This is a genomic window from Terrabacter tumescens (assembly GCF_014646815.1).
GTDB classification, from domain to species: domain Bacteria; phylum Actinomycetota; class Actinomycetes; order Actinomycetales; family Dermatophilaceae; genus Terrabacter; species Terrabacter tumescens.
Genome location: NZ_BMNZ01000001.1, coordinates 784,814 through 801,888, shown reverse-complemented (window position 1 = coordinate 801,888; position 17,075 = coordinate 784,814). Strand labels below are relative to the sequence as shown.

Here is a 17,075-nt window from a genome sequence, read left to right as displayed (position 1 = left end):
ACGAGGGGTCGCTCAGCCGTCGGCGTCGGTGAGCTGCGCGACGGGGACGACCTCGATGAGGAAGCCCCTCAGCGCCACGAAGTCGGCGAGCGACTTCTCGTGCTCGTCGCAGGCCAGCCAGACCTTGCGACGGTCCGCCGTGTGCAGCTTGGGGTTGTTCCAGATGACGGCGTGACGGGCGGTGGCACGGCAGCCCTTGGCGCTGCAGACGTGCTCGCCGTCCACCCTGGACGACGCCGCGGAGGGCGGAGCGCTCACCGCTCGAGGCGCTGGGTGTCGTCCCGCGGGACCACCGACTGGATGCTGCCGGGCTGGCGGGGGCTCACGGCGTTCGCGAGCACCACGGCGACGTAGGGGATGAACACGGCGGCGACGACGGCGGTCCAGCGCAGCCACCCCGACGTGACGAAGACGAGGCCGAAGCACGCGATGCGGATGCCCATCATCGTCAGGTAGCGCCGGACGCGCTGGTCCTGGTCGTCCGTGCTGGACGTCGAGGCCGAGGTGACGGTGTGCACCACAGGTTCGTTCTTGGCTCTTGGCACCCTTCCACCATAAGCCTGTCCCGGCCGCGTGCCGCGGTGCTGTCTACCCTTCGGTAGTCCGTTAGGTTTCCGTGCAGGGCAGCGACCCGGCAACGACCCGGCAGCGGCCGGACGGATGGAGGAACGCACTGTGTCAACGACCGAGGCGCGCAACGTGCTCGTCACCGGAGGCAACCGTGGCATCGGCCTGGCCATCGCCAGGGCCTTCGCCGACGCCGGCGACAATGTCGTCATCACCCACCGCTCCGGAGAGCCGCCGGAGGGCCTGCAGGGCGTCATCTGCGAGGTCACCGACTCGGCCTCCGTCGACGCCGCGTTCACAGCCGCCGAGGAGATCTTCGGCGGCCCCGTCGAGGTGCTCGTCGCCAACGCGGGCATCACCCGCGACACCCTCCTCATGCGGATGAGCGACGACGAGTTCGACTCCGTCATCGACACCAACCTCGCCGGCGCCTTCCGCTGCGCCCGCCGGGCCGCGACCGGCATGATCCGCAAGCGCCGCGGCCGCATCGTCCTCATCAGCAGCGTCGTCGGCCTCTACGGCTCGCCCGGCCAGACGAACTACGCCGCGTCCAAGTCCGGCCTCGTCGGGCTCGCCCGCTCCATCTCGCGCGAGCTCGGGGGTCGCGGCATCACGGCCAACGTCGTGGCGCCCGGCTTCATCGACACGGAGATGACGGCCGTCCTGCCGGACGAGCAGAAGAAGGCCTACCTCGCCAACATCCCCGCGGGCCGTTTCGCGACGCCCGAGGAGGTTGCCGCTGTCGTGCGGTTCGTCGCGAGCGACGACGCCGCCTACATCACCGGTGCAGTGATCCCGGTCGACGGCGGGCTCGGCATGGGGCACTGAGCCCACTACACGGCATACGCACGTATGCCGTCAGCAGCGTTGCGCACCAAGCGTCCCCACCCACACGAGAAAGTCGCAGGCATGGGAATCCTCGAAGGCAAGAAGCTCCTCATCACCGGTGTCCTCATGGACAGCTCGATCGCGTTCCACGTCGCGAAGATCGCCCAGCAGGAGGGTGCCACCGTCATCCTCACCTCGTTCGGCCGGACGATGAAGATCACCCAGACCATCGCCAAGCGCCTGCCCGAGACGCCTGTCGTGATCGAGCTCGACGTGGCCGACCAGGAGCACCTCGACACCCTCGCCGAGCGTCTGCGCGAGCACGTCGACGGCCTCGACGGCGTGCTGCACTCGATCGGCTTCGCCCCGCAGGGCGCCTTCAACTTCCTCGAGGGCACCTGGGAGGACGTGTCGACGGCCGTGCACATCTCGGCCTACAGCCTCAAGGCCCTCGCGGTCGCCACCCTGCCCCTGATGTCCGAGGGCGGCAGCGTCGTCGGCCTCACCTTCGACGCGAAGTTCGCCTGGCCGGTCTACGACTGGATGGGCGTCGCCAAGGCGGCCTTCGAGTCCACCAACCGCTACCTCGCCCGCGACCTCGGCCCCAAGGACGTGCGCTGCAACCTCGTCGCCGCCGGGCCCATCCGCACGACGGCCGCGAAGTCCATCCCGGGCTTCGAGCAGTTCGAGAAGGTCTGGGACGACCGCGCGCCGCTCGGCTGGGACGTCAACGATCCGGTGCCCGCGGCCAAGGCCTGCGCGGCCCTGCTGTCCGACTGGTTCCCCGCGACGACCGGCGAGATCGTCCACGTCGACGGCGGCGTCCACGCCATGGGGCAGTGACGTCGCCCGCCCTCCGGCGCTCTCGCTAGAGTCCTGCCCATGCCTCACGCCGGGACCGAGTCCAGCCCCCTGACGACGAACCACCCCGAGGCGGTGCCGGCCCCCGTGGCCGACGTGCGGGTCGACGAGGTGCGGGTGCTCGACGGGCCCAACCTCTACTTCGCCCGGCCCACGATCAAGGTCATCCTGCACGTCCCCGGCTACCTCGCGCTCAAGCGCACGGACGCCGAGGCGCTGGCCCGCAGACTCGGCATGCGCTCGGCCCGTCCCGGCAAGCGGGGCACCGCCCTGCGCCAGCGGTTCGTCATGCGCGTCATCCGCACGGTGACGCGTCGGGTGGGCACGGAAATCGGTGCCGGACGGCTGGGCGTACGCGTGCGGGCCGGTCAGACGGTCGACGACGTCGTGCTCGCCTTCCCGTGGGTGCACCGCACCCGCGGCCGCGTCGCGGGGGAGCAGGTCGGCGCCGTCATGGCCGGGCTGCTCGACCCGTCACGTCGCGCCGACGAGGTCATCGAGGCGGCCGCCGCCGTCATCCTCGAAGCTCCGGACGGTCCGGGGCCGAGCGTCATCACCCCCACGGTGCCCGTCGCGTCCGTGACCGGCACCAACGGCAAGACGACGACGACGCGGCTCATGGCCCACATGTGCATGAGCGCCGGCCTCACCACCGCGTGGAGCTCGACCGACGGCGTCGTCGTCATGGGCGAGACCAAGGAGGAGGGCGACTTCTCCGGGCCTGCCGGCGCGCGCGGGGTCCTCGAGACGCCCGGTCTCGACATCGGCATCCTCGAGACCGCGCGTGGCGGCATGCTCCTCAAGGGGATGGGCGTCACCGCCAACGACGTCAGCGTCGTGACCAACGTCAGCGCCGACCACCTCGGCCTGCAGGGCATCGACACGCTCGACCAGCTCGCCGAGGTCAAGGCCATCGTCACGACGGTGACCAAGGCGCAGGGGTGGGTCGTGCTCAACGGCGACGACCCGCGCGTGTGGGCCATGCGCTTCGGCATCAAGGCCAAGCCGTGGGCCTTCAGCCTCGACCCGGCGTCACCGGCCCTCTGGGAGTCGATCAACTCCGGTGGTCGCGGCATCACCGTCCTGGATGGCGAGATCGTCGTGCTCTCGCCCAACGGCGACCCCGACCGGCTCGTCAAGATCGTCGACGTCCCGATGACGCTGAGCGGGCTGTCCCGCAACAACATCGCCAACGCGTTGGCCGGTGCTGCCGCGGCGCTCGGCCTCGGCGTCCCGCGGTCGGCCGTCGTCGAGGGCCTGCGCACCTTCGCACCGGACCCCGAGCACAACTGGGGCCGTCTCAACACCTACTCCCTGCCGCTGCCGAGCGGTGGCAAGGCCACGGTCATCATGGACATGGCCCACAACGAGGCAGGGCTCGAGGCGCTGCTCGAGGTCGCCCGCGGGCTCGCCGCGCCCGGTGGCGCCGTGCGTCTCGGACTGGGCTGCGCCGGCGACCGCGCCGACGACGCCATCATCGCCATGGGTGAGATCGCCGGTCGGGGAGCCGAGGAGGTGGCGCTGAAGATCGCTCGCCACTACCTGCGCGGCCGTGAGCCCGAGGAGCTGCTCGGTCTCTTCCGCGAGGGGCTCGCCAAGGTCGGCGTCCTCGACGTGCCGGGACACGACACCGAGCTCGAGGCCCTCGAGGCCCTCGTGCCCCACGCCCTGGGCGGGGACGTCATCGCGCTCATGTGCCACGCCGAGCGGGCCGAGGTCGACGCGTGGATCCGCGCCCACGGGGGCAAGGTCGACGACGCGCGTTCGATCCGTCGCAAGGTCGTCGCCGCCCGTGGAGAGCACGAGCTCGAGGCCGAGATCTCGGCGCTCTGGGAGATGACCGACGAGCAGGCCCGCCTCGTCGCGGCCCAGGGGCTCGTCGACGGACACCCCGGTGACCCGCGCCTCGTCTTCGAGCTCGCCGGCGCCAAGGACGCGCTGGGCGACGAGCAGGGCGCGATCGGCCTCTACGAGGAGGCGCTCGAGGGCGGCCTGCGCGAGCCGCACCGCCACCGTGCCCAGCTCCAGCTCGCCTCGAGCCTGCGCGTCGTCGGACGCGCCTCGGAGGCGCAGCCGCTCGTCGCCGACGTGCTCGAGGCCCGTCCGCACAACCCCGCGGCTCTGATGCTGCGGGCGCTCGTGCAGGCAGACCTCGGCCAGGAGCGCCAAGCCGTCGCCGACCTCATCCGCGCCACGCTCGAGGCGACCACCGACGTCGACACGCAGGCCTACCGCCGCGCCCTGCGGGCCTACGCCGACGAGCTGGCTCCCGCCGCCGACTGACCGGCGGCGCTGTCGAGCTGCTTCCCGGAACGCGACACCCCGGGAGCCCCGCCGAGGCGGAGTTCCCGGGGTGCCCATTCGGGCGGTCGGTCGGGCGTCGACCGAGCGTCAGATGGCGGTGTCGTCCGCCGGCGTGGGCTGCGCGTCCGTCGGCACGGCGCCCAGGGCCTCGCCCTCGGCCTCCTCGCCCTCTGCCTCGGCCGTCTCGGTGAGGCTGGTCGGGTCGAGGTCGGGGTCGCTCGTCGCAGCAGCCGGCGTGCCGATGCGGGCACCGGCCTGGGCGTGCTTGGTGCGCTCCTCGAGCTCGGCGACGACGAGCGCGTGCTGGTCGACGCACATGACGACGAGGTCGCCGGGGTTGGTCCTGGCGAGCACGTGGCGCACGGCCTCGAGCTCGTCGAGCACCACCTCGACCTGACGGCAGCGGGCGCCGTCCTTCATGGCGGCGTGGGCTCCCTCGGCCACGAGTGCGGCGGTCTCGCCGGGCTTGCGGCCGCGGAGGCGCTCGTCCTCCCGCACCACGATGACGTCGAAGTGCTGGGCGGCCACCGCGCCGAGCTCGCGCATGTCGTCGTCGCGGCGGTCGCCGGCCGCGCCGATCATGCCGATGCGTGAGCTGCGGCCGAGGTCGGACTGACCCTCCCGCTGGGCGGCGTAGCGGTCGACGAACGCGCCGAGCTCCTTCATGCCGGCGGCGTTGTGGCAGTAGTCGACGAAGACGTCGGCGTTGCCCACCTGCACGAGGTTGAGGCGTCCGGGGGAGAGGTAGTAGGTCGTCGCGAACGTGCGCAGTCCCTGTCGGATGTCGTGCAGCGGCGCGCTCGCGGCGAACGCCGCGCCGGCGGCAGCGAGCGCGTTGGCCACGTTGAAGCGCGCCGCGCCGCCGAACGTCGAGGGCAGCAGGTGCGTCCACGCGAGCTGCATGCTTCGGCGACCGTGCTTGATGACGATCATCTCGCCGCGGTCGCTCGGCTCGAGCACGACTGCGCGTCCGCCGCGACGGCAGTAGTCGTCGACGAACTCGCGGACCTCGCTGCCCGGCTCGGCCATGGTGAACCAGACGATGCCGCCCGAGCAGCGCCGGCGCATGTTGCGCACGTTGACGTCGTCGGCGTTGAGCACGGCGAAGCCGTCGCGAGGCACGGCCTCGACGATGACGGCCTTGACGTCGGCGAGCTGGCGCAGCGTGTCAATTCCCTTGAGGCCCAGATGATCCGGGGCGACGTTGGTGACCACGGCGATGTCGTTGCGGTCGTAGCCGAGGCCCTCGCGGAGGATGCCGCCGCGGGCGACCTCCATGACGGCGAAGTCGACGCGCGGGTTCTGCAGCACCATGCGGGCCGAGCGGGGACCGGACGCGTCGGCCTTGATGACGAGGCGCTCGTCGATGACGACGCCGTCGGTCGAGGTCATGCCGACCTTGCGCCCGAGGCCTTTGAAGATGTGGGCGATCATGCGCGAGGTCGTCGTCTTGCCGTTGGTGCCGGTGACGGCGACGATCGGCACGCGCGACTGGGCGCCCGGCGGGAAGAGCAGGTCGACGACGGGCTTGGCGATGAACTGCGGCTCGCCCACGGTGGGGTGCGTGTGCATGCGGAAGCCGGGGGCGGCGTTGACCTCGCAGATCGCGCCGCCGGTCTCACGCACGGGGTAGGTGATGTCGGGGCAGATGAAGTCGATGCCGGCGACGTCGAGCCCGACGATGCGCGCGGCCTCCTCGGCGATCTCCACGTTGTCCGGGTGCGCGTCGAAGGTGCGGTCGATCGAGATGCCGCCGGTGGACATGTTGCCGGTCAGGGCGAGCTTGACCATCTCGCCCTCGGGCGGCACCGACTCGAGCGTATGCCCCTGGCCGGCGAGGATGTCGATCGCGTTCGCGTCGACCTTGATCTTCGTCAGCACCTTCTCGTGACCGACGCCGCGCCGCGGGTCGGCGTTCGTGATGTCGACGAGCTCGGCGACAGTGTGGGTGCCGTCGCCGACGACGTGGGCGGGCACGCGCTCGGCGATGGCCTGCATGCGTCCGCCGACGATGAGGCACCGGTAGTCGCGGCCGGTCACGAAGGACTCGACGATGATCGTGCCGCGTCGGGACTCGGCCTTGGCGATGTCGTATGCCTTCTCGACCTCCTCGTCGCTCATGAGGTTGAGGCACACACCGCGCCCGTGGTTGCCGTCGAGCGGCTTGACGACGACGGGGAACCCGATGCGTCGCGCGGCGTCGAGCGTGCCCCGCAGCGTCCGCGCGGCCTCCTGCTTAGGCACGGGCAGGCCGGCCGAGCCGAGCAGCTTGGTCGTGAGGTCCTTGTCGCTCGCGATGTCGACGGCGAGGGCGCCGGTCTTCGAGGTCATGGTGGCGCGGATGCGCTGGGCGTGGACTCCCTGGCCGAGCTGGACCAGCGAGGCCGCGTTCAGTCGGATGAAGGGGATGTCGCGTGAGGCGGCCTCTTCGAGGATGGCCGCGGTGGACGGCCCGAAGGCGACACGCTCCGCCTGGCGAAGGAAGGCGTTGAACTCCGTCTCGAAGTCGAAGCCGTCCTCGGCGTCGACGAGGTGGTTGATGAGGCGCAGCGCGAGCTTGCCGGCAGCCACCCCCACCGTCTCGTCGGTGTAGCTGTAGACGACGTTGTAGTGCCCGGGCTTGCCCTTGACTGCGCGGGTCTTGCCCCGGCGCGAGTCGTGGCCGGCGAGGGTCTGCAGCTGCAGCGCGACGTGCTCGGCGACGTGGCCGAGCCAGGTGCCCTCGTGCAGGCGCTCGATGAAGCCGCCGCGTCGGCCGAGCGAGCAGGTGTGCCGCTCGAGGCCCGGGACGAGCTCGACGAGCTGGTCGGTGAAGCCCGGGAGCGAGACGGTGGGGTACTCCTCGAGGCTGCCGAGATCGACGACGAGGTGGATCGCCTGCTGGTAGGACCACACGTTGGGTCCGCGGTAGATCCGGGTCTCGAGGATCTTCAGGTCCGGTCGGGCCGGTCCTGTGGGGGTGGGTACCTCGACGGCCATGGGTCTCCTCCTACGGGGGGTCGTGCGGGGCGTGCCGTGCGGCAGGCCCCCGACCGTTGGTGCGGCGTGCTGGTGCGACGTGCTGATCGGGGCGGGCGGGACTCAGTGAGCGGCGCTGCTCGTTGTCGAGCGCGCCGCACGGACCTTGGCGGGGACGACCGCGCCCTCGATGTCCGGGTGGCGTTCGACGAAGGCGGTCAGCTCGACGTGGTCCAGGTCGAACGTACTGCCCGTGGGCAGCGAGTGCACGACCGCGCCCGAAACGAGCAGGGGCGCCCCGCGACGCGCGTCGGGGGCGTCGGTGATGGCGTTGCGGGCGTTGACGAGGAAGATCGAACCGGCCCCGATGACCGACATGACCTTGCCGTCACGGATCTCGGCGGCGGTGTTCTCGTCGATGCCCATGCCGAGCAGGTTGGGCGACGCGGCGACCATCGACAGGAGCCGCCCGTAGCGACCGCGCTGGTCGAAGTGCTGGTCGATGATGACATCCTCGACGAGGCCGAGCCCGGCCGAGATCTGGCTGGCGCGCTGCTTGGGCGTCAGGCCCTCGTCGCCGAGCGAGATCATGAACCGGCTCATGATCGAGGCACCGGCGGACGTGCCGGCGATGACGGCGCCGCGCTCGTAGGCCCGCAGGATGGCGGCGCCGACGGGGGTGCCGACGATGTTCTGGGCGAGCTTGACCTGGCTGCCTCCGGTGAGGAAGACACCGGTCGCCGTGTCGAGGGCCTCGACCATGGCGGGGTCGTTCGAGTCGCGGCGCGTCTCGGGGTGGACGACGGAGACGTCACCGCCACGCAGGCGGGTGAAGACGTCGCGGTAGGCCTCGGACACCTCGCCGGCGTACGACGAGGCCGTCGGGATGACGACGATGTGCGAGCGCCGACCCCCGGCGAGCTTGATGAAGCGCTTGAGCACGACCGAGCGACCGATCCGGTCCTCTGCACCGCCGATGATGAGCAACGTGCGGCGGACGCCGCTGGCATTCGGGGGTGTGGACGGTGGAGCGACGGACTGCATCGCGCCAGCCTAGTGACCGGCGTGTGGGACGGGCGGAGCCTGGGTCGGCGTGCCGTCGTCGAGATCGGCTTCCTCGATCTCCTCGCGCGAGATCCCGAGCAGGTAGAGCACCGAGTCGAGGTAGGGCACGTTGACCGCGGTCTGGGCCTGTTCCTGCACGACGGGCTTGGCGTTGAAGGCGACCCCGAGGCCCGCGATGTCGAGCATGTCGAGGTCGTTGGCGCCGTCCCCGATGGCGACGGTGCGGCTGAGCGGCAGCCCCTCCTCGTCGGCGAACTCGCGCAGGGCGCGGGCCTTGCCGGCGCGGTCGACGACCTCGCCGACGACCTGCCCGGTCAGGTGCCCGTCGACGATCTCGAGCCGGTTGGCGCGGGCGTGGTCGATCCCGAGGTCGTCGGCGAGCTCGCCGACGATCTCGATGAAGCCGCCGCTGACGAGCCCGACGGTGAAGCCGAGGCGCTTGAGGGTGCGCACCAGCGTCCGGGCTCCCGGCGTCAGCTCCACGGCCTCGCGCACCTCGTCGAGCACCGATGCCGGCAGGCCCGCGAGGGCCGCGACGCGCGCCCGCAGGGACTCCTCGAAGTCGAGCTCGCCCGCCATGGCGCGGGCCGTCACCTCGGCCACCTCGGCCTCGCGGCCGCAGTGGGCGGCGAGCAGCTCGATGACCTCCTGCTGGATCAGCGTCGAGTCGACGTCGAGCACGACGAGGCGCCGACCGCGGCGGGCGAGACCACCCGGCGCCACGGCGATGTCGATCCCCTCCGAGGTCGCCACGAGGGCGAGCTCGGTGCGCAGCGAGGGCACGTCGGCGCCGGAGATGTCGAACTCGACGGTCGTCACGGGGTAGCGCGACAGCCGGCGGATGCGGTCGATGTTGGCGCCGTGGTCGGCGATGCGGCTGGTCACGAGCGAGACCGCGTCCGCGCGCAGCGGGGCGCCGAGCACGACGACGGCCGCTCGACCCTGACGGGACCGCGCGTTGACGCCCGTGCCCTCCTCGACGGTCAGCGTGAGGCCGAGACGGTGCGCGGCCACCGCGGCGGCGTCGCGCAGCTGCTCGACGTGGGCGCCGGGGCGCAGCAGGACGGTCAGCGTCAGATGGCCGTTGACGACGACCTGCTGGATGTCGAGGACCTCCGCGTCGACACCGGACAGCGCGCCCAGGAGCGTTCCGGTGACGCCGGGACGGTCGTCCCCCGTCACGGTCACGCTGAGGGTGTGGATGTCCGTTCCGTCCGTGCTGCTCGCTTCGGTCACCCGCGTCAGGGTAGTGACGCCGCGCGCCTCGCCGCGCTGCCTTCCGGGATGCGGCCGGTCGTCCGAGGGCGTATGCCGGGTGGCGCCGTTCGTCAGCCCAGCGCGCTCAGCAGGAACGCGAGGGCGAAACCGAGCATCGTCACGAGGCCGACGAGCCGTCCCGCGTGCTCGGTCGCCTCGGGCATCATCGTGTCGGCGAGCATGGTGATGATCGCGCCGGCTGCGAACGTCTGGATGCCTGCCACGAGAGCGGGGGAGGCGCCTTGTAGCAGGACGAAGCCGGCCCCGGCCGCGAGCCCCGAGGCGACCATGACGATGAGCCACAGCCGCAGGATCTGCCCGGTTGAGCGCCCGGCCCGCTTGAGGCCGGCGCTGGCCGACATCGACTCGGGCACGTTGGACAGGAAGACCGCCGCGACCATCGCGATGCCGACCTCCCCGCCGCCGAGCAGGCTCACCCCGATCGCCGCCGACTCCGGTATGCCGTCGAGGAGGGCACCCAGGACGAGGGCCATGGCGCCCGCCCCCTGCTGCGGTCCGCCGGTGGGGCTCTTGCGCCGGTGCCCGCCACGGCGGTCGATGAGCCAGTCGCCGACGAAGAAGAGGAGCGAGCCGCTGACGAGCCCGATGACGACCGGGGCGGTGCCGCCCGAGCGGAAGGCGTCCTCGGTCAGCTCGAACGCCACGGCGCTGATGAGCACGCCCGCGCCGAACGCCATGACGAGCCCGATGGTGCGGTACGAGGCACGCGCGAAGAGGCCGAGCAGGGCCCCAATCAGCAAGGCCGCTCCACCGACGAGTCCCCAGAAGGTCGCGGTCAACATGCCCGGTTCGTACCCTCAGGCAGGTCCGGGGTTGCGGTTCCCACGTGAGGAGTTCACGTCGTCGCGCCACTGGAGCAGGTCCCGCACCCGCGCCAGGTCCGGGTCGGCCGCGGCGACGCTCGCCGTGAAGAGGCGCGTGCCGATGTCGTGGAGCTGCTGGGCGTTGCCGGCGTAGTCGCCGGACTGGTCGGGGTTGCGGCCGGGCACGAAGGCGACACCCGCCGACCGCTCGATATCGAGCGGGTCGCGGCCGCGGCGGCCGCACCAGTCGTCGAGGACCCGGTGCTTGTGCGCGATCTCCGCGGGGCCCCCGAAGCCGTGCCAGATGTCGGCGTGCTCGGCCACGATGCGCAGCGTCTTCTTCTCGCCGCCACCGCCGATGAGGATCGGGATGTCGCGGGTCGGTGGCGGGTTGAGGCGCGTCCAGCGGTCACGGATGACCGGCAGGTCGCGGGCGAGGTCGTCGAGGCGACCCCCGGCGGTGCCGAAGTCGTAGCCGTACTCGTCGTAGTCGAGCTGCTTCCAGCCCGAGCCGATGCCGAGGACCAGTCGCCCACCGCTCATGTGGTCGACGGTGCGGGCCATGTCGGCGAGCAGGTTCGGGTTGCGGTAGCTGTTGCACGTGACGAGCGCGCCGATCTCGACGGCCTCGGTCGACTCGGCCCAGGCACCGAGCATCGTCCAGCACTCGAAGTGCATCCCGCCGCTGTCGCCGCTCAGAGGGAAGAAGTGATCCCACGTCAGCAGCAGATCGACCCCCATCTCCTCGAGCGTGCTTGCGGTGCGGCGGATCTGCGCCCACGTCGCGTGCTGCGGCGGGATCTGGATGCCGACCCGCGCGGGCCGTGGGTCGGCAGCGCTCGCCGGCGACGCCAGCTCCTCGGTGATGCCCGAGCTCACCGGGTGACGACCTGGCCCTTGCCGACCACGACGATGCCCGTCTCGGTCACGTGGAAGCCGCGGGCCCGGTCGTGCTCGTGGTCGATGCCGATCTGGCAGCCCTCGGGGATCACGACGTTCTTGTCGATGATCGCGCGGCGGATCTGTGCGTGCCGGCCGACCTCGACCCCGTCGAGCAGCACCGAGCCCTGGATGCTCGCGTAGGAGTGGACGTGCACGAGCGGCGAGAGCACCGACGCGTAGATGTGCGCGCCCGAGACGACGACGCCGGGGGAGACGGCCGAGTTGAGTGCCTCACCGATGCGGTCACCGCTGCCGTGCACGAACTTCGCCGGCGGGTAGGGGCTGTGCTGGGTGTAGATCGGCCACTCGTAGTTGTAGAGGTTGAAGACCGGGTGGATCGAGATGAGGTCCATGTGCGCGTCGTAGTAGGACTCGATCGTGCCGACGTCGCGCCAGTAGCCGCGGTCGCGCTCGGTCGCCCCGGGGACGTCGTTGTCCTTGAAGTCGTAGACGCCGGCCTCACCGCGACCGACGAAGTACGGCACGATGTCGCCGCCCATGTCGTGGCTCGAGTCGGTCTCGCGGTCGGACGTCACGGCCTCCTCGAGGGCCGCTGCGGTGAAGACGTAGTTGCCCATCGACGCGAGCACCTCCTCGGGGTTGTCGGGCAGCCCCTTGGGGTCGCTCGGCTTCTCGAGGAACGCGGCGATCTTGGACGGGTCGGTGTCGTCGACCTCGATGACGCCGAACTGGTTGGCGAGCGAGATCGGCTGGCGGATGGCGGCGACGGTGCACGCGGCGCCCGACTCGATGTGCTGGTCGACCATGGCGCTGAAGTCCATGCGGTAGACGTGGTCGGCCCCGACGACGACGACGATGTCGGGCCGCTCGTCGTGAATCAGGTTGAGGCTCTGGTAGATCGCGTCCGCGCTGCCGAGGTACCAGTTCTTGTCGACGCGCTGCTGCGCCGGCACCGTCGTGACGTAGTTGCCGAGGAGCGTCGACATGCGCCACGTCTTCGTGACGTGCGCGTCGAGGCTGTGCGACTTGTACTGCGTCAGCACGACGACCTTGAGGTAGCCGGAGTTGACGACGTTGGACAGGGCCAGGTCGATGAGCCGGTAGATGCCGGCGAACGGTACGGCGGGTTTGGCCCGGTCGGCGGTGAGCGGCATCAAGCGCTTGCCCTCACCGCCAGCGAGCACGATCGCGAGGACTTTCGGACCAGCTGCTGGGCTTCGTCGGGCCATGCACGCCACCCTAGGGCAGCGATCCGTCGCTCGGCAGGTTCAGCACGCAAGATGGACAGAGCTTTCCGCTCCTCGGGATCGGACCGGCACTAGGGTCGGAACGTGCGCGTCGACATCCTCAGCAAGGAGTACCCGCCGGCCATCTACGGAGGCGCGGGTGTTCACGTGGCGGAGCTCGTCCGGGCGTTGCGCTCGCGCGGCGACATCGACGTGCAGGTGCGCTGCTTCGGCGCCCCGCGCGACGAGGAGGGCACGACGGCGTACGCCGACCTGACCGAGCTCGCCGATGGCAACGCGGCGATGCAGACCCTGGGTGTCGACGTCAGCATGGCCGGCGACTGCGTCGGCGCCGACCTCGTTCACTCGCACACGTGGTACGCCAACATGGCGGGCCACCTCGCGTCGCTCCTCGGCGGCATGCCCCACGTCGTCACGGCTCACTCGCTCGAGCCGATGCGGCCGTGGAAGGCCGAGCAGCTCGGCGGCGGCTACCGCGTGTCGTCGTGGGCCGAGCGCACCGCCTACGAGTCGGCGGCCGCCGTCGTGGCGGTCAGCGCGGGCATGCGCGAGGACATCCTCAAGAGCTACCCGACGCTCGACCCGGCGCGGGTTCACGTGGTGCACAACGGGATCGACTCGCAGCTGTGGCAGGCCGACCGCTCACCCGAGGCCGACGCGATCGTGCGCAAGCACGGCGTCGACCCCGACAAGCGCTCGGTCGTCTTCGTCGGTCGCATCACCCGCCAGAAGGGCCTGCCGTACCTGCTGCGGGCCTGCGCCCAGCTGCCGCCCGACGTCCAGCTCGTGCTGTGCGCCGGCGCCCCCGACACCCCGGAGATCCTCGCCGAGGTCGAAGGGCTCATGAACGACCTCCGCGCCCAGCGCGAGGGCGTCGTGTGGATCCCCGACATGCTTCCCCGCAACGAGGTCGTCGCGCTCCTCAGCCACGGCACCGTCTTCGCGTGCCCGTCGGTCTACGAGCCCCTCGGCATCGTCAACCTCGAGGCGATGGCGTGCGAGCTCGCCGTCGTCGCCACCGCCACGGGCGGCATCCCGGAGGTCGTAGTCGACGGCGAGACCGGGTGGCTCGTGCCCATCGAGCAGGTCCAGGACGGCACCGGCACGCCCGTTGACCCGGACCGGTTCGTCGCCGACCTGGCCGCCGCCCTCACCGAGGCCGTGTCCGACGTCGACCGGGCGCACGCGTTCGGCCGGGCCGGCCGGCAGCGCGCCGTCGACTCCTTCTCGTGGGCCTCGATCGGCGACCGCACGCTCGAGGTCTACCGGTCGGTCCTCGGCGGCTAGCCCTGGCTGGCCCCAGTCAGCCGACGAGCCGTCCCGTCAGCGAGTAGGGCACGCCGACGACCTCGGCGGCGCCGCCCAGGATCGTGCCGAGCAGGTCCGGCGGCGTCGGGTAGTCGGGGCCGAGGGCGGTGAGGTACGCGTCGTGGGCCGACAGCGACGCCACCGCGGCGTCGAAGTGGTCCGAGACGTCGACGAAGTGCGTCGGGTCGCTGTCCGCGACGACGAGCAGGCGCGCGACCTGCCACGGCTCGTGTCCCTCGTCGAGCAGGTCCCGGAAGATCCAGCGGTTGCCGGCGTCGGCCTTGGCGTCGACGACGGCGAGGCCCACGGCGCGGTGGTCGGCCTGGTTGACGAAGCCGCCGGGGAAGCGGTCGGCATACGTCGTGGTGACGAGCAGGTCGGGCTTGCGGATCCGGATCTCGCGCGCGATCGCCCGGCGCAGTGGCAGGCCGTACTCCACGACGCCGTCGGTGAACCCGTCGAGGAACTCCACGACGTGGACGCCGACCCGTGCGGCGCCGTCGCGCTCCTCCTGCTCGCGTGCCGGTCCCGCCTGCTCGGGCGGCATCGTGTCGATGCCGGCCTCGCCGCGCGTCGCCAGCAGGTACGTCACGGTCTTGCCCGCCCGCACCCACTTGTCGACCGCCGCAGCCGTGCCGTACTCGAGGTCGTCGGGATGGGCGACGACGCACAGGACGGTCTCGAAGGTGTCCTCGTCCAGCGGTTCCAGCTCCGGTCGCTCGGTCATGGACCAAATCTAGGGTTGCTTGGCGATCACACGGGGGAATGTGACGATGGAGGGCATGCTGACCATCGAGCTCGCCCGCCGTCTCTCCGACGCCGGACTGCGCTGGGAGCCCGTCTCCGGTGACCGGTTCGTCGTGCCCGTGAGCGGCATGGAGGACGACGTGTTCGTCATCAGCGAGATCACCGTCGACGTCCACCACTTCACGACCGGCGACGTCATCGGCTTCAACGGCACGACCGAGTGGGCGCTCGACAGCGTCGAGCAGGACAAGGTCGTGTGGCTGCCGCGCGAGGACCAGCTGCGCGAGCTGCTCGGGGACTCGTTCGTCGCGCTCGAGCCGCTCGAGGGCGGGTATGCCGTGTCGGCCCGTGGTCGTCACGGCGCGGTCGAGCGCCACGCCGACATCGACGCCGAGCGCGCCTATGCCCGAGCGCTGATCGCCCGTCTCGAGGCCGCCTCGGCCGAGGGGGAGCAGAGCGCCTGAGTCAGGCCGGTCGCCAGCCCGCGATGGACATGACGGCGACGTTGGTCGCGTCGGCCAGGGCCGAGTCGGCGTCCGCCGCGAGGTCGCGCAGCAGCCGCGTCCGGTTGGCCGTCGTGGCCGCGTCGAGCCCGCCCGACCCGAGGGAGGTCCGGGTGGCGTTGCGGTGCGCGACCCGGGACAGGTTGGCCGCGAGCGACATGAGGCGCAACGCACGGCCGGACGTCTCCGGCGGGATGCCCCAGAGCGCGGTGTCGAGGTCGGCGCGAGCCTCGGCGCGCGCCTCGTCACCCCACGGGTGCCCGCCGACCTCCTCGAACCGTGCCGTGTGCTCGCGCAGGCGGGTCATGAGCTCGCGCTCGATCTCGCGCAGGTCGAGCATCTCCATCCGGTGGCGGGGCACCGGGTCCGCCTCGTAGGCGGTCCAGTCCGCGCGAACCCCGACGTCCCCCTCGGGGCCGAACTCCGACAGGGTCGGCACGAGGACCCCGCCGATGCCTGCGACGAAGACGCACTCGCCGGCGTCGGCGGCGTGGGCGGTCGCCTCGGCCGAGCCACGCGGCATACGACTGATGTCGCCCGGACGGGGCAGCGCCACGAAGAGCGCGCGCTCCCCGAGGTCGCGCCACACGTCCAGGCGGGCGAGGTCGCCGGCGACGTGGTCGAGGTCCGGGAAGGCGCGGGCGAGGGCATCGGTGCTGCCGAGGTCACCGCGCCACGAGGCCGTCACCCAGAGCGCGAGGCGCACGGACGCGGGCAGCTCGGACACCTCGTCATCCTAGGGGGCTCCGCGTCGGCACCCCGGAGGGCCTTGCCATAGGGTCGAGCCATGAGCGACGTCCTCGCCTTCGCCGGAGTCACCGTTCGTCGCGGTGCCTCGACGCTGCTCGACGACGTCACGTGGGAGGTGGAGGAGGGCGAGCGCTGGGTCGTGCTGGGCGCCAACGGTGCCGGCAAGACGACACTGCTCCAGATCGCCGCCGCCCGCATGCACCCGACGTCCGGCGTCGCCGGCATCCTCGGCGAGGTCCTCGGCGCGGTCGACGTCTTCGAGCTGCGGCCCCGGATCGGTCTGGCCAGCTCTTCCATGGCCGAGCGGATCCCCGGCGACGAGCTCGTCGGCAACGTCGTCGTCACCGCGTCCTACGGCATCATCGGCCGCTGGCGCGAGAGCTACGACCACGTCGACTACGTCCGCGCCATGGAGCTGCTCAAGGCGCTCGGCGCCGACCACCTCGCCGACCGCGCCTACGGCACGCTGAGCGAGGGTGAGCGCAAGCGCGTCCAGATCGCCCGTGCCCTGATGACCGACCCCGAGCTGATGCTGCTCGACGAGCCCGCCGCCGGCCTCGACCTCGGTGGCCGCGAGGACCTGGTGCGCCGGCTCGGCGACCTGGCGGCCGACACCGAGGCCCCGGCGATGGTCCTCGTGACCCACCACGTCGAGGAGATCCCGCCGTCGTTCACCGACGTCCTCATGATCCGCGACGGCAAGGTCGTCGCCGCCGGGCCCATCCCGATCACCCTCACCGCCGAGAACCTCAGCGCCACCTTCGGGCTGCCGCTGGTGCTCGAGCAGCACGGTGAGCGCTGGTCGGCGCGCGCCGAGTCCTGATCGCAACCTGCCCCGCCGCCCCGATCCGTAGGTCGGTGGAGGGAACTGAGGCAGAATCGAGAACGTCACTGGAGTGACGCACGGGACGTCGGCGTCCGTCGCCGGCTCGATCGAAGGCAGGGTGGGGGCA

At 71.5% G+C, this 17,075-nt stretch carries 16 protein-coding genes; 6 read left to right on the top strand and 10 right to left on the bottom strand.

Annotation, left to right across the window (positions count from 1 at the left end; all coding sequences use genetic code 11):
- Positions 1–12: 12 nt before the first annotated feature.
- Complete coding sequence (locus IEY30_RS03785; RefSeq protein WP_052358057.1) at positions 13–258, bottom strand: hypothetical protein; 246 nt, start codon at positions 256–258, stop codon at positions 13–15.
- Positions 255–518 carry a DUF3099 domain-containing protein gene (locus IEY30_RS03780; protein WP_229674821.1) on the bottom strand — a complete coding sequence of 88 codons (264 nt, stop codon included), beginning with the start codon at positions 516–518 and terminating at the stop codon, positions 255–257. The genes IEY30_RS03785 and IEY30_RS03780 overlap by 4 nt, the downstream gene beginning before the upstream one ends.
- A gap of 142 nt (positions 519–660) precedes the next feature.
- On the opposite strand from IEY30_RS03780, the gene IEY30_RS03775 reads away from it, so the two are divergent.
- The 3 genes from IEY30_RS03775 to IEY30_RS03765 all read left to right on the top strand — a co-directional run bounded on the left by IEY30_RS03775 (position 661) and on the right by IEY30_RS03765 (position 4,539).
- Positions 661–1,395, top strand: a complete 735-nt coding sequence (locus tag IEY30_RS03775) for a beta-ketoacyl-ACP reductase (RefSeq protein ID WP_030146000.1) — start codon at positions 661–663, stop codon at positions 1,393–1,395.
- Between the two features lie 81 nt (positions 1,396–1,476).
- Complete coding sequence (fabI, locus tag IEY30_RS03770) at positions 1,477–2,238, top strand: enoyl-ACP reductase FabI (protein ID WP_030146001.1); 762 nt, start codon at positions 1,477–1,479, stop codon at positions 2,236–2,238.
- 39 nt (positions 2,239–2,277) lie between these two features.
- Complete coding sequence (locus tag IEY30_RS03765) at positions 2,278–4,539, top strand: tetratricopeptide repeat protein (RefSeq protein WP_030146002.1); 2,262 nt, start codon at positions 2,278–2,280, stop codon at positions 4,537–4,539.
- A gap of 108 nt (positions 4,540–4,647) precedes the next feature.
- Here IEY30_RS03765 and cphA read toward each other — a convergent pair whose 3' ends face one another.
- The 6 genes from cphA to glgC form a co-directional block, all read right to left on the bottom strand.
- A complete protein-coding gene (gene cphA, locus IEY30_RS03760; RefSeq protein ID WP_030146003.1) occupies positions 4,648–7,539 on the bottom strand; it encodes a cyanophycin synthetase in 2,892 nt (963 codons plus the stop codon).
- 102 nt (positions 7,540–7,641) lie between these two features.
- Complete coding sequence (locus tag IEY30_RS03755) at positions 7,642–8,562, bottom strand: cyanophycinase (protein ID WP_030146004.1); 921 nt, start codon at positions 8,560–8,562, stop codon at positions 7,642–7,644.
- Between the two features lie 9 nt (positions 8,563–8,571).
- Positions 8,572–9,819, bottom strand: coding sequence for a phosphoserine phosphatase SerB (gene serB, locus IEY30_RS03750; protein ID WP_052358060.1), 1,248 nt, complete (start codon positions 9,817–9,819; stop codon positions 8,572–8,574).
- A 92-nt stretch (positions 9,820–9,911) separates the two neighbouring features.
- Positions 9,912–10,643 carry a ZIP family metal transporter gene (locus IEY30_RS03745; protein ID WP_030146006.1) on the bottom strand — a complete coding sequence of 244 codons (732 nt, stop codon included), beginning with the start codon at positions 10,641–10,643 and terminating at the stop codon, positions 9,912–9,914.
- A gap of 15 nt (positions 10,644–10,658) precedes the next feature.
- Positions 10,659–11,543 carry an LLM class F420-dependent oxidoreductase gene (locus IEY30_RS03740; protein WP_229674819.1) on the bottom strand — a complete coding sequence of 295 codons (885 nt, stop codon included), beginning with the start codon at positions 11,541–11,543 and terminating at the stop codon, positions 10,659–10,661.
- A complete protein-coding gene (gene glgC, locus IEY30_RS03735; RefSeq protein ID WP_030146008.1) occupies positions 11,540–12,796 on the bottom strand; it encodes a glucose-1-phosphate adenylyltransferase in 1,257 nt (418 codons plus the stop codon). The genes IEY30_RS03740 and glgC overlap by 4 nt, the downstream gene beginning before the upstream one ends.
- 102 nt (positions 12,797–12,898) lie before the next feature.
- On the opposite strand from glgC, the gene glgA reads away from it, so the two are divergent.
- Positions 12,899–14,101, top strand: a complete 1,203-nt coding sequence (glgA, locus tag IEY30_RS03730; protein WP_030146009.1) for a glycogen synthase — start codon at positions 12,899–12,901, stop codon at positions 14,099–14,101.
- A gap of 16 nt (positions 14,102–14,117) precedes the next feature.
- Here glgA and IEY30_RS03725 read toward each other — a convergent pair whose 3' ends face one another.
- A complete protein-coding gene (locus IEY30_RS03725) occupies positions 14,118–14,849 on the bottom strand; it encodes a PIG-L deacetylase family protein (RefSeq protein ID WP_030146010.1) in 732 nt (243 codons plus the stop codon).
- Between the two features lie 55 nt (positions 14,850–14,904).
- Here IEY30_RS03725 and IEY30_RS03720 point away from each other — a divergent pair, with 55 nt between their 5' ends.
- The gene (locus IEY30_RS03720) at positions 14,905–15,333 is read left to right on the top strand and encodes a hypothetical protein (protein WP_043415702.1); all 429 of its coding nucleotides are present in this window, start codon (positions 14,905–14,907) and stop codon (positions 15,331–15,333) included.
- Between the two features lies 1 nt (position 15,334).
- Here the strand turns inward: IEY30_RS03720 and IEY30_RS03715 are convergent, their stop codons facing one another.
- Entirely contained in the window at positions 15,335–16,099 is a 765-nt protein-coding gene (locus IEY30_RS03715) for an Rv1486c family protein (protein WP_030146012.1), read from the bottom strand.
- Positions 16,100–16,159: 60 nt separating this feature from the next.
- Here IEY30_RS03715 and IEY30_RS03710 point away from each other — a divergent pair, with 60 nt between their 5' ends.
- The gene (locus tag IEY30_RS03710) at positions 16,160–16,945 is read left to right on the top strand and encodes an ABC transporter ATP-binding protein (protein WP_030146013.1); all 786 of its coding nucleotides are present in this window, start codon (positions 16,160–16,162) and stop codon (positions 16,943–16,945) included.
- Positions 16,946–17,075 lie beyond the last annotated feature (130 nt).

Bases quoted from the DNA above. Each gene is read 5' to 3' on its own strand.
- IEY30_RS03720 (WP_043415702.1), top strand. From the start codon at position 14,905: ATGCTGACCATCGAGCTCGCCCGCCGTCTCTCCGACGCCGGACTGCGC.
- IEY30_RS03725 (WP_030146010.1), bottom strand. From the start codon at position 14,849: ATGACCGAGCGACCGGAGCTGGAACCGCTGGACGAGGACACCTTCGAG.
- fabI (WP_030146001.1), top strand. From the start codon at position 1,477: ATGGGAATCCTCGAAGGCAAGAAGCTCCTCATCACCGGTGTCCTCATG.
- IEY30_RS03745 (WP_030146006.1), bottom strand. From the start codon at position 10,643: ATGTTGACCGCGACCTTCTGGGGACTCGTCGGTGGAGCGGCCTTGCTG.
- IEY30_RS03765 (WP_030146002.1), top strand. From the start codon at position 2,278: ATGCCTCACGCCGGGACCGAGTCCAGCCCCCTGACGACGAACCACCCC.
- IEY30_RS03775 (WP_030146000.1), top strand. From the start codon at position 661: ATGGAGGAACGCACTGTGTCAACGACCGAGGCGCGCAACGTGCTCGTC.
- glgC (WP_030146008.1), bottom strand. From the start codon at position 12,796: ATGGCCCGACGAAGCCCAGCAGCTGGTCCGAAAGTCCTCGCGATCGTG.
- IEY30_RS03710 (WP_030146013.1), top strand. From the start codon at position 16,160: ATGAGCGACGTCCTCGCCTTCGCCGGAGTCACCGTTCGTCGCGGTGCC.
- cphA (WP_030146003.1), bottom strand. From the start codon at position 7,539: ATGGCCGTCGAGGTACCCACCCCCACAGGACCGGCCCGACCGGACCTG.
- IEY30_RS03755 (WP_030146004.1), bottom strand. From the start codon at position 8,562: ATGCAGTCCGTCGCTCCACCGTCCACACCCCCGAATGCCAGCGGCGTC.